Annotated in this window: 11 protein-coding genes; all 11 read right to left on the bottom strand. The window is 67.7% G+C overall.

Annotated elements, in window-relative coordinates; genetic code table 11:
• Positions 1 to 98: 98 nt before the first annotated feature.
• The 11 genes from ACIBB8_RS32405 to ACIBB8_RS32355 all read right to left on the bottom strand — a co-directional run bounded on the left by ACIBB8_RS32405 (position 99) and on the right by ACIBB8_RS32355 (position 11,703).
• On the bottom strand, positions 99 to 443 hold the full coding sequence (locus tag ACIBB8_RS32405) for a hypothetical protein (RefSeq protein WP_398958240.1): 345 nt from the start codon (positions 441 to 443) through the stop codon (positions 99 to 101).
• Between the two features lie 102 nt (positions 444 to 545).
• Complete coding sequence (locus ACIBB8_RS32400) at positions 546 to 698, bottom strand: hypothetical protein (protein WP_398958250.1); 153 nt, start codon at positions 696 to 698, stop codon at positions 546 to 548.
• A gap of 197 nt (positions 699 to 895) precedes the next feature.
• Entirely contained in the window at positions 896 to 1,291 is a 396-nt protein-coding gene (locus tag ACIBB8_RS32395) for an ester cyclase (RefSeq protein ID WP_398958238.1), read from the bottom strand.
• 249 nt (positions 1,292 to 1,540) lie between these two features.
• The gene (locus ACIBB8_RS32390; protein WP_398958236.1) at positions 1,541 to 2,188 is read right to left on the bottom strand and encodes a histidine phosphatase family protein; all 648 of its coding nucleotides are present in this window, start codon (positions 2,186 to 2,188) and stop codon (positions 1,541 to 1,543) included.
• A 254-nt stretch (positions 2,189 to 2,442) separates the two neighbouring features.
• Positions 2,443 to 4,095, bottom strand: a complete 1,653-nt coding sequence (pgi, locus tag ACIBB8_RS32385; RefSeq protein ID WP_398958234.1) for a glucose-6-phosphate isomerase — start codon at positions 4,093 to 4,095, stop codon at positions 2,443 to 2,445.
• The gene (opcA, locus tag ACIBB8_RS32380; RefSeq protein ID WP_398958232.1) at positions 4,088 to 5,023 is read right to left on the bottom strand and encodes a glucose-6-phosphate dehydrogenase assembly protein OpcA; all 936 of its coding nucleotides are present in this window, start codon (positions 5,021 to 5,023) and stop codon (positions 4,088 to 4,090) included. The genes pgi and opcA overlap by 8 nt, the downstream gene beginning before the upstream one ends.
• The gene (gene zwf / locus ACIBB8_RS32375; RefSeq protein WP_398958230.1) at positions 5,020 to 6,558 is read right to left on the bottom strand and encodes a glucose-6-phosphate dehydrogenase; all 1,539 of its coding nucleotides are present in this window, start codon (positions 6,556 to 6,558) and stop codon (positions 5,020 to 5,022) included. The genes opcA and zwf overlap by 4 nt, the downstream gene beginning before the upstream one ends.
• Positions 6,555 to 7,691 (bottom strand): transaldolase, encoded by a 1,137-nt coding sequence (gene tal / locus ACIBB8_RS32370; protein ID WP_398958248.1) that lies wholly within the window; start codon positions 7,689 to 7,691, stop codon positions 6,555 to 6,557. Before tal ends, zwf begins: the two co-directional genes overlap by 4 nt.
• A gap of 29 nt (positions 7,692 to 7,720) precedes the next feature.
• Positions 7,721 to 9,751, bottom strand: coding sequence for a transketolase (gene tkt, locus ACIBB8_RS32365; RefSeq protein WP_398958246.1), 2,031 nt, complete (start codon positions 9,749 to 9,751; stop codon positions 7,721 to 7,723).
• A 119-nt stretch (positions 9,752 to 9,870) separates the two neighbouring features.
• Positions 9,871 to 11,310: an NADP-dependent phosphogluconate dehydrogenase gene (gene gndA / locus ACIBB8_RS32360; protein ID WP_398958228.1), complete on the bottom strand. Its 1,440-nt coding sequence runs from the start codon at positions 11,308 to 11,310 to the stop codon at positions 9,871 to 9,873.
• Between the two features lie 219 nt (positions 11,311 to 11,529).
• The gene (locus ACIBB8_RS32355; protein WP_398958226.1) at positions 11,530 to 11,703 is read right to left on the bottom strand and encodes a hypothetical protein; all 174 of its coding nucleotides are present in this window, start codon (positions 11,701 to 11,703) and stop codon (positions 11,530 to 11,532) included.
• Between the last annotated feature and the right edge of the window lie 85 nt (positions 11,704 to 11,788).

Raw genomic sequence — 11,788 nt, 5'->3', positions numbered from 1 at the left:
ACGCGGGCTCTCCACTTCATGGGGGACTCAGTCTCGTTTCATGGGGACTTTGCTTGGTCGAAAAGCCGACCGGTCAGCTATGTTAGTTGACCGGTTGACTAGTAGCAAATGTCCGTCGGATCGTTCCCCTCGCCAACGTTCTCCAGGGACGGATTGCCCCCGCTGGTGTAGACGGTGGGCGCGTCCGTACCGGACGGCATGAAGCCTGTGGCGCGTTCGGTGACGTGCTCGGAGCCGTCCGGGCCGTGCTGAGCGGGCACGCCGGTGACCTTGACCCAGCCACCATCAGGCCGGTCAAGCAGGCGGTCAGCGGCTGCTGCGGTGGTGAGCGTCAGCGGGACGGTCGCGAACAGGCGATGTCCGGCGCCGTCGAGGCCATCGGCGTTGCCCTTGCCGAATACCTCATCGATCAGTGATCCGGAGCAGATCGCTCGCCTCGACATACGGAAACGTGAACGGCTCGGCGGCATCCTCCACGAGTACCAACATGCCGCATGACCTGCGCGGACGATCTTTTCGGCAGGCGCAACGTCGGCCACCGTCTGTCAGTGATAGCCGTGCACGCGCCCCGACGACGCCCCGCACACCGGGCAGACCGCGGTGTCCTTCGGAGTTCGCGCCCACATCACGATCCGCTCGCCCTCGTCGACCACATCCTCGATGACCAGCGAGGACAGCCCTGAAAACACCGTCTTCACAAGCTCGTTGACATCTTTCACTCAGATGTCAACGACCCCTCACGACGCTGCGTCACCACCGAATGCGAGACAGGGCCGTTCGTTTGACAGACCCCCGGATCAGCCAGCAACGTCACGGGATCGGAGGGGAACTGTCAGGACCTGGGTGTTGGTGCCGGTCCCTATCGGTATCCGGCACCAACACCCGAGGATGTCACTTACCTATCGCGTGTACCCGGTAGCTGACCGCGTAGGCCGAGCACATGAATCTGCTCGAAGTCGATCTCCCGTCCCGTGGGCGGCACGACCTGGTCCACAGCGCCGTCCCTGAAGAGGACGAAGGCACCGCTGTGACGCCCCTGCATACGAAGCCGCACCCAGACCTGATCGCCGTTGTGGATGGTCTCCATGAAGGGCAGCCGCAGACCCTCGAACGCGGACTGCATCCACGCACTCGACGCCAGCACGCCCGCCGGGCCGGAGATCCGGCACGCCGGAGGCGCCACGGCCGCCTCACGGTTCCGGAATTCCTTGTGCACCACTTCCGTAGCCAGAGCAGGATCGCCCGTTTCGAGCACTCTGAAGAGCCCGGCTGCAAGATCCGTAGCGGTCATTCCCATGGTGTAAATGCTCCATCCGGAGTGTTCGGCGGGCGCCAATGGCCCGGGTCGGGGTCTGTCAAACGAGCGGCTCTGGCCCGTAGTCGGTGGTGGCACCGACTACGGGCCAGAGCCAAACGAGCGGTGTAACCAGGGCGGTTGAGGTTACTGGCGGGCTGCGGACAGTCGGCCGTCGAAGGTGATGTCGAAGGCGTTCAGGGCGGTCTCCCAGCGCATGGTCCAGCGGAGGCCGTTGCCTCGCACTCAACAACAGCCTGACTCCACCCCTGCTGTGGTTGCCTGAGGGGTTTGGATGGCGGTGCGTGCGTTCCACGAGGTGACCACTGGGCGTCCGCGCTCGATGCCCAGCGAGCTGACGGTCGCGGTGTCGAGCAGGAAGAGCGCGCCGGCGGAGGCCGGTAGCCCGAGTCGGCGAGCGGTCAGGACTCGCAGGAAGTGGCCGTGCGCTACCAGGACGACGTCGCCCTCGGAGTCGTCCTTGAGGAGCCCACCGATGCGTGTCAGTAGGCGGTCGGCGCGAGCGCCCACCTGCTCCGGGCTCTCCCCGGAATGACCGTCCGGGCCCGGCGGCACTCCGTCCGACCACAGATTCCACCCGGGCCGGGTGCGGTGTATCTCTGCGGTCGTGATGCCCTCATAACCGCCGTACTCCCACTCGCGGAGGTCAGGTTCGATTTCGTGATGCTGTAGCCCTGCGAGGTCCGCAGTGCGTGTGGCTCGTTGAAGGGGGCTGGTGAGCACCAGCGCGATGCGTCGGTTGGAAAGCAGGGGTGCGATCGCCCGCGCCTGCCGTTCTCCATTTGCTGTGAGCGGCAGGTCGGTGGAGCTGGTGTGTTGTCGTGACAGCGTCCATTCGGTCTCGCCGTGGCGCACCAGAACGAGTTCGCCCATGAGATCACTTCCTTCGTAAGCGGTGTAGGGATGTCCCTGCCGATGGGCACCGGTGCTCGTGCCCGGGGCCATGCTGCATGTGGCCTCGCGCGGCGGGGCGAGCTGGAAGCGGATGGTGCAGCTGGTCTGTGGCTGGCGACCAGTCGGGACCGCAGGTCTGCAGCATCCTCCCGCCCAGTTCACCGAGGCGGGAGGATGCGCCGTTCTGAGCAATGACCGGCTTGACCATGGCAGGGATGCTTGGTGGACGTGCGTCAACGTCCTCGCGCGTCGCGGTAGGCGGCGACGAGCGCGGTAGTGGACGGGGCGAGGCCGGGCACCTCGCCTCCGCCGCCCTTGGCCAGGACCGGTTCGATCTTCTTGGCGAGGACCTTGCCGAGCTCGACGCCCCACTGGTCGAAGGAGTCGATGTTCCAGACTGCGCCCTGTACGAAGACCTTGTGCTCGTAGAGCGCGATCAGCTGGCCGAGGACGGAGGGCGTGAGCTCCTTCGCCAGGATCGTGGTGGTGGGGTGGTTGCCCTTGAAGGTCTTGTGCGGGACGAGACCCTCGGCCACGCCCTCGGCGCGCACCTCCTCCGGAGTCTTGCCGAAGGCCAGCGCCTGCGTCTGGGCGAAGAAGTTGGCCATCAGCAGGTCGTGCTGGGCGACCAGGCCTGGCAGCAGGTCGGCGACGGGCTCGGCGAAGCCGATGAAGTCGGCCGGGATGACCTTGGTGCCCTGGTGGATCAGCTGGTAGTACGCGTGCTGCCCGTTGGTGCCCGGGGTGCCCCAGACGACCGGTCCGGTCTGCCAGTTGACGGGCCGGCCCTCGCGGTCCACGGACTTGCCGTTGGACTCCATGTCGAGCTGCTGGAGGTACGCGGTGAACTTCGACAGGTAGTGCGAGTACGGCAGCACGGCGTGCGACTGGGCGTCGAAGAAGGCGCCGTACCAGACGCCGAGGAGGCCGAGCAGCAGTGGGGCGTTCTCTTCGGCCGGGGCGGTGCGGAAGTGCTCGTCGACGAGGTGGAAGCCGTCGAGCATCTCGCGGAAGCGGTCCGGGCCGATAGCGATCATCAGGGAGAGGCCGATGGCGGAGTCGTAGGAGTAGCGGCCGCCGACCCAGTCCCAGAACTCGAACATGTTGGCCGTGTCGATGCCGAAGTCCTGGACCTTGCCGGCGTTGGTCGACAGGGCCACGAAGTGCTTGGCGACGGCCTCCTGACCGGCCCCCAGACCGGCGAGGAGCCACTCTCGGGCGGAGGTGGCGTTGGTGATCGTCTCGATGGTGGTGAAGGTCTTCGAGGCGATGATGAAGAGCGTCTCGGCCGGGTCGAGGTCGTGGACGGCCTCGTGGAGGTCGGCGCCGTCGACGTTGGAGACGAAACGGAACGTCAGATCCCGCCGGGTATAGGAGCGTAGGACCTCGTACGCCATGGCGGGGCCGAGGTCGGAGCCGCCGATGCCGATGTTGACGATGTTCTTCATCGGCTTGCCGGTGTGTCCGGTCCACTTGCTGGCGCGCACCGTCTCGGCGAAGACGGACATCTTGTCGAGTACGGCCTGCACACTGGGGACGACGTTCTCGCCGTCGACTTCGATTACGGCCTCGCGGGGGGCGCGCAGCGCGGTGTGAAGGACGGCCCGGTCCTCGGTGGTGTTGATCTTCTCGCCGCGGAACATCGCGTCGCGCAGCTCGGCCACCCCGGTCGCCACGGCCAGCTCGCGCAGCAGCGCCAGCGTCTCGTCGGTGACCAGGTGCTTGGAGTAGTCCAGATACAGGTCGCCGACCCGCAGGGTGTACGCGGAGCCGCGCTCCGGGGCGGCGGCGAACAGCTCCCGCAGGTGGGTGTCTCCCAGCTGCTCACGGTGCTTGCCGAGGGCCGCCCACTCGGGCAGCCGGTTGAGCCTGGGGGAATCAGACATGAGCGGGGTTCTCCTCAGCGTCTGCGCCCCGAAGGGCGACGGCGTACATCTCGTCGACGCCGAGGTGCCGGAGCTCCTCGGCGATCAGTTCAGCAGTGGTGCGGACCTTCAGAGCGAGAGAGCGCGTCGGCTGCCCTGGGAAGGACAGCGTGGCCAGCGGGCCCTCGGGGCGGCTGATGGTGATGTCGCCGCATCTGGTCCCCAGACGCACTGCCGTAATGACCGGTCCTGCGCTGACGATCCGCTCGACCGGAACGTTCAGGCGGGCTTCGATCCACCGGGCCAGCAGCTCCGCGCTCGGGTTGCCGGCCTCACTCTCCACCGCCGCCGAGACCACCTCGATCCCGGCTTGGTCCAGGGCGGCTGCCAGAGTCGAGCACCATGGGGTAAGGCGGGTCCAGGCGAGGTCGGTGTCCCCGGGCGCATAGGAGCGTGCGCGCGCTTCAAGGACCGGGCGGGGCTGCTCGACGGCGTACAGGTCGGTAATCCGACGCTGCGCCAGTGCTCCCAGCGGGTCCTCGGTGGGAGCGTCGGGGGCGTCGACCGGCCACCATACGACGACCGGCGCGTCAGGCAGCAGCAGCGGCAGCACTGCCGAGTCGATGAAGTCGATGATCTCGCCATACGGCCGCAGCAGAACGGTCTCGCCGGTCCCCGCGTCGGCGCCGACCCTCACCTCTGCATCGAGACGGTTGCCCTGCCGGTCGCGCGGGGAGCGGGCGGCGTGCTTGATGACGACGAGGGTGCGCGAGGGGTGCTCGCGCGAGGCCTCCTCAGCGGCCTTGAGGGCGTCGTGAGTGTTCTCCTCGTCGGTGACGACAACCATCGTGAGGACCATGCTCACGACGGGTGTCCCGATGGCCCGGCGCCCTTGCACGAGCGCCTTGTTGATCTTGCTTGCCGTGGTGTCAGTCAGGTCGATCTTCATGGCCTGCGCCAGCTCCGTCCGTCTCGTGCGAGCATCTCGCCCGCATCCTTCGGGCCCCAGCTGCCCGAGGCGTACTGGGTGGGCTTGCCGTGCGTCTCCCAGTGCTCCTCGACGGGGTCGAGGATGCGCCAGGACTCCTCCACCTCTTCCGTGCGGGGGAAGAGGTTGGCGTCACCCAGCAGCACATCGAGGATCAGACGTTCGTATGCTTCGGGGCTGGACTCCGTGAAGGACTCTCCGTAGGCGAAGTCCATGGTCACGTCCCGGATCTCCATCGAGGTGCCGGGCACCTTGGAACCGAACCTCATGGTCACACCCTCATCAGGCTGGACCCGGATCACCAGGGCGTTCTCGCCCAGCTCCGTCGTGGCCGAAGGGTCGAACGGCGAGTAGGGCGCCCGCTGGAAGACGATCGCGATCTCGGTGACGCGGCGGCCCAGGCGCTTGCCGGCACGCAGGTAGAAGGGGACACCCGCCCAGCGGCGGTTATCGATCTCCAACTTGATCGACGCGTACGTCTCCGTGATCGAGGACGGAGCGATGCCGTTCTCCTCCAGATATCCGTGCACTCTCTCGCCGCCCTGCCAGCCCTCGGCGTACTGGGCACGCACCGTGGACTTTGCCAGGTCGGCGGGCAGCCGAACGGACTTGAGGACCTTGAGCTTCTCCGTCACGAGCGACTCGGCGTCGAACGCGGCGGGCTCCTCCATGGCAGTGAGGGCCATCAGCTGGAGCAGGTGGTTCTGGACGACGTCGCGGGCGGCGCCGATGCCGTCGTAGTAGCCGGCGCGGCCACCGATGCCGATGTCCTCGGCCATCGTGATCTGCACGTGGTCGACGTAGCTCCGGTTCCAGATCGGCTCGTACATCTGGTTGGCGAAGCGGAGCGCCAGGATGTTCTGGACGGTCTCCTTGCCCAGGTAGTGGTCGATCCGGAAGACCTGCTCGGGCGCGAAGACGTCGTGGACGATCCGGTTCAGCTCCTTGGCCGACGTGATGTCGTGACCGAAGGGCTTCTCGATGACCGCGCGGCGCCAGGAACCTTCGGGGGCGTCGGCGAGGCCGTGCTTCTTGAGCTGCTGGACGACCTGGGGAAAGAACTTCGGCGGCACAGACAGGTAGAAGGCGAAGTTACCTGCCGTGCCACGAGAGGCGTCGAGTTCGTCGACCGTCTTGCGCAGCCGCACGAACGCCTCGTCGTCGTCGAAGGCGCCAGGAATGAAGCGCATGCCCTCGGCGAGCTGCTGCCAGACCTCCTCGCGGAAGGGGGTGCGGGCGTATTCGCGCACGGAGTCGTGGACGACCTGCGCGAAGTCCTCGTCCTGCCACTCGCGCCTCGCGAACCCGAGGAGCGAGAAGCCCGGCGGGAGCAGACCTCGGTTGGCGAGGTCGTAGACGGCCGGCACCAGCTTCTTGCGGGACAGGTCGCCGGTGACGCCAAAGATGACGAGCCCGGAGGGGCCCGCGATGCGCGGCAGGCGGCGGTCGCGCGGGTCACGAAGCGGGTTGAGCCATCCCTGAGTGGTGACGCTCACTTGTCGTCACCACCCTTGCTCTTCAAGGAGGTTGCGACGGCGTCGAGCAGGTCGTTCCAGGCGGCCTCGAACTTCTCGACGCCCTCGTCCTCCAACTGCTGGACGACGTCGTCGTAGGAGATGCCGAGCTTCTCGACGGCGGCGAGTTCGGCGCGGGACTGCTCGTAGGTGCCGCGCACGGTGTCGCCGGTGACCTCGCCGTGGTCGGCGATGGCCTCCAGCGTTGCCTCCGGCATGGTGTTGACCGTGCCGGGGGCAACCAGGTCGACGACGTACAGGGTGTCCTTGTACGCCGGATCCTTGACGCCGGTCGAGGCCCACAGTGGACGCTGCTTGTTGGCCTGCGCCTTGTCGAGGGCGGCCCAGCGGTCCGAGGAGAAGACCTCCTCGTACGCCTCGTACGCCAGACGGGCGTTGGCGAGACCGGCCTTGCCCTTGAGGGCCTTGGCCTCGTCGGTGCCGATGGCGGTGAGGCGCTTGTCGATCTTGGTGTCCACGCGGGAGACGAAGAAGGACGCCACGGAGTGGATCTTGGAGAGGTCGAGGCCGTGCTCGCGGGCCTTCTCCAGACCGGCCAGGTAGGAGTCAACCACCGCGCGGTAGCGCTCCAGCGAGAAGATCAGCGTCACGTTGACGTTGATGCCGAGGCCGATGACCTCGGTGATTGCCGGCAGCCCCGCCTTGGTGGCCGGGATCTTGATGAGCGTGTTGGGTCGGTCGACCAGCCAGGCCAGCTGCTTGGCCTCGGCGATGGTGGCTACCGTGTTGTGGGCCAGGCGCGGGTCGACCTCGATCGACACGCGGCCTTCACTGCCGCCCGTCGCGTCGTACACCGGGCGCAGGATGTCGGCGGCGGCGCGGACATCGGCTGTGGTCATCATGCGGACCGCCTCGTCGACGGTGGCACTGCGCACGGCGAGGTCGGCGAGCTGGTTCTCGTATCCCTCGCCAGAGCCGATGGCGGCTTGGAAGATCGAGGGGTTCGTCGTGACGCCCACGACGTGGCTGTTCTCGATGAGGTCGGCGAGGTTGCCGGACTCGATGCGCTTGCGGGACAGGTCGTCCAGCCAGATGGAAACGCCTTCGTCGGAAAGAGACTTGAGGGGGTCGACGGCGTTGCTCACGGTGTTCAGCTTCTTTCGGGTCTACTGAGTCGTACTGATTAGGCGCGGGCGGCGGCCAGGGATTCCCGAGCCTGCGCGGCGACGTTGTCTGCGGTGAAGCCGAACTCGCGGAAGAGGACCTTCGCGTCGGCCGAGGCACCGAAGTGCTCCAGCGAGACGATCCGGCCGGCGTCGCCGACGTACTTGTGCCAGGTGAGACCGATGCCGGCCTCGACGGCGACCCGCGCTTCCACCGACGGCGGCAGGACGGAGTCCTTGTACGCCTGGTCCTGCTCCTCGAACCACTCGACGGACGGCATCGAGACCACGCGGGTCGGGATGCCGGCGGCCTGGAGCTGCTCGCGGGCCTCGACGGCCACGTGCACCTCGGAGCCCGTGGCGATCAGCACGACCTGGGTGTCGCCGCCTTCGGCGTCGAGCAGGATGTAGCCGCCCTTGGCGGTGTCCTCGTTGGGCGCGTACGTCGGCACACCCTGACGGGTCAGCGCGAGGCCGTGCGGGGCGCCCTTTCCGAACACGTGGGTGTGCCGCTTGACGATCTCGCGCCAGGCGATGGCGGTCTCGTTGGCGTCCGCCGGGCGGACGATATTCAGACCGGGGATCGCGCGCAGCGAGGCCAGGTGCTCCACCGGCTGGTGCGTCGGACCGTCCTCGCCCAGACCGATCGAGTCGTGGGTCCAGACGTACGTCACCGGCAGGTGCATCAGGGCCGAGAGGCGGACCGCGTTGCGCATGTAGTCGGAGAAGACCAGGAAGGTGCCGCCGTAGATGCGGGTGTTGCCGTGTAGCGCGATGCCGTTCATCTGCGCGGCCATGGAGTGCTCGCGGATGCCGAAGTGGATTGTGCGGCCGTACTTGTCGGCCTCCGGGAGCGGGTTGCCCTCGGGGAGGAACGACGAGGTCTTGTCGATCGTCGTGTTGTTGGAACCGGCGAGGTCGGCCGAGCCTCCCCACAGCTCCGGGATGACGGCGCCGAGCGACTGCAGGACCTTGCCGGACGCGGCGCGGGTGGCGACACCCTTGCCCACCTCGAACACCGGGATCTTCGACTCCCAGCCCTCGGGCAGCTCATTCGCCTGGATACGGTCGAACTCTGCCGCCCGCTCCGGGTTGCCCGTACGCCACTTGGCGAGGGACTTTTCCCACGCGGCGCGGGCCTCACGACCACGGCTGCCGAGCGCGCGGGTGTGAGCGATCACCTCGTCGGTGACCTCGAAGGTCTGCTCCGGGTCGAAGCCGAGGACGCGCTTGGTGGCCGCGATTTCCTCATTGCCCAGGGCCGAGCCGTGCGCGGCCTCGGTGTTCTGGGCGTTCGGGGCGGGCCAGGCGATGATCGAGCGCATCGCGATGAACGACGGACGTTCGGTCTCGGCCTCGGCGGCCTTGATCGCCGCGAACAGGGCGGCCGGGTCCAGGTCGCCGTTCGCCTTCGCCTCGACCCGCTGGACGTGCCAGCCGTACGCCTCGTACCGCTTCATCGTGTCCTCGGACACGGCGGTCTCGGTGTCGCCCTCGATGGAGATGTGGTTGTCGTCCCACAGCAGGATCAGGTTGCCGAGCTTCTGGTGACCGGCAAGCGAGGAGGCCTCGGCGGAGATGCCCTCCTGGAGGCAGCCGTCGCCGGCGATCACGTAGACGCGGTGGTCGAACGGGGAGGTGCTGGGGGCCGCCTCCGGGTCGAACAGACCGCGCTCGTAGCGGGCGGCCATCGCCATGCCCACGGCATTGGCCACGCCCTGGCCCAGCGGGCCCGTCGTCGTCTCCACACCCGCGGTGTGGCCGTACTCCGGGTGCCCCGGGGTCTTCGAACCCCACGTGCGGAACGCCTTCAGATCGTCCAGCTCGAGCCCGAAGCCCCCCAGGTACAGCTCGGTGTAGAGGGTCAGGGACGAGTGCCCGGCGGAGAGCACGAAACGGTCGCGCCCGGCCCACTCCGGGTCGGCCGGGTCGTGGCGCATCACCTTTTGGAAGAGGGTGTACGCGGCGGGCGCCAGGCTCATGGCCGTACCGGGATGGCCGTTGCCGACCTTCTGCACAGCGTCCGCGGCCAGGATGCGGGCGGTGTCCATGGCCCGCTGGTCCAACTCGGTCCACTCGAAGTCCGATACGGACAGTCGTGTGCTCACTTCTGGTCAGAGCTCCCTGCTCGGTGTCGTGTCGCACGGCGGTTCGGTCCACGTGAGACCGGTTACGCGTGAGTCTCGGGGCGGCCCGGCTCGGCCCAGTGGGTGTGGAAGATGCCGGGGCGGTCGGTGCGCTGGTAGGTGTGGGCGCCGAAGTAGTCGCGCTGGCCCTGCAGGAGGGCGGCGGGCAGGCGGTCGGCGCGCAGGGTGTCGTAGTAGGCGAGGGCGGCGGAGAAGGCCGGGACAGGGATGCCGCGCCGGGCAGCGGAGGCGACGATTTCGCGCCACGGCACCTGGGCATCGCTGATCTCCTGGGCAAAGGAGCTCTCGGCAAGCAGGCTGACCAGTTCGGGGTTGCCGGCGTGGGCGGCGCGGATACGGTCGAGGAAGGCGGCGCGGACGATGCAGCCGGCACGCCAGATCGAGGCGACGGCACCGAGGTCGATGTCCCAGTCGTATGCGGCGGCGGCGTTGCTGATCATCCTCCAACCCTGGTCGTAGGCGATGACCTTCGATGCGTACAGGGCCTGCTCCACCTGCGCGGTGAAGCGCTCGGCCTCGCTGCGGCTCAGTGGTGGCGTGGTGCCACCAGGCAGGTTCGCGTAGGCGGCGCGCAGGTCAGACTGGCCGGAGGCGGCGCGGGCGAAGGTGGCCTGGGCGATGGCGGTGACCGGCGAGCCGAGGTCGAGGGCGGTCTGCACGGTCCAGCGGCCGGTGCCCTTCTGCCCGGCGCCGTCGACGACGACGTCGACGAACGGCTTGCCGGTGGTAGCGTCCGTGTGAGCGAGGACTTCGGCGGTGATCTCGATCAGGTACGAGTTCAGCCGCCCCTGGTTCCAGGTACGGAAGATGTCCGCGATCTCTGCCGGGGTGTAGCCCGCGACCTGCCGCAGCAAGTCGTACGCCTCGGCGATGAGCTGCATGTCGGCGTACTCGATGCCGTTGTGGACCATCTTGACGAAGTGCCCGGCGCCGTCGGTGCCGATGTGGGTGCTCATCGGCTCACCGTCGACCTTCGCACTGATGGTCTCGAACATCGGACCGAGCACGGCGTACGACTCGGCCGACCCGCCGGGCATGATCGACGGACCGTTGAGTGCACCCTCCTCGCCGCCGGAGACGCCCGCGCCGACGAAGTGGATGCTGTTCTCCCGCAGTTGAGCCTCGCGGCGACGGGTGTCGGCGAAGTGTGCGTTGCCACCGTCGATGATCATGTCGCCGGGCTCCAGGAGCGGGGCGAACTCGTCGATGACGGCGTCGGTCGCCGCGCCCGCCTGCACCATGATCATGAGGCGGCGGGGGCGTTCGAGGGCAGCCACAAGTTCTTCGGGTGTCTCGGCTGGGACGAAGGTGCCCTCGTGGCCGAACTCCTCGATGAGCGCCCGGGTGCGGGCGGGGGTGCGGTTGTGGACGGCGACTGTGTAGCCGTGCCGGGCGAAGTTGCGGGCCAGGTTGCGGCCCATGACCGCTAGGCCGGTGACGCCGATGTGGGCGGAGGTCTGCATGGTGATGCCTGTCCTTTGAGTGGGGGGTACTGCGAAGGAGGCCGTTGGAATCACGGGGCACGCGATGGACCGGGCCTACTCGGGCGCGGTGTCGTGCGAGAGCGTGGCGTGGCCTCGGCGGCGTCCGAATGGGTGGGCTCAGCCTGTGCCACCTGTGGAGCGAAGCCGGTGCGGGCGGCGGGGCGGGGCTTGCCTCCGCCGGTCGCTGTCAAAGACGGGTCACCATCGAGTCGGGCAACCTTGTGGCATGTCGGCATTGTCGTACCAGTGGGGAACGGTGACGCCGATCTTGCCCACCTGTCCGCTGGCCTCCAGGTGGCGATGGGCGTCGGCGATGGCCTCGGGAAAGTGGTGTCGATGGCCGGGGTCAGCTCGCCCCTTCAGCGTGCTCATGATGACCTTCTTCCAGGGAGATGAGGATGATTGTGTACCAGTCGACCGGTCGCCTATACAAGGTAGACGACCGGTCGAAATATTC

The organism is Streptomyces sp. NPDC051286 (assembly GCF_044455345.1).
Lineage (GTDB): Bacteria > Actinomycetota > Actinomycetes > Streptomycetales > Streptomycetaceae > Streptomyces.
The sequence above is the reverse complement of the archived record's forward strand: the minus strand, read 5'-3'. Positions and strand labels throughout refer to the sequence as shown.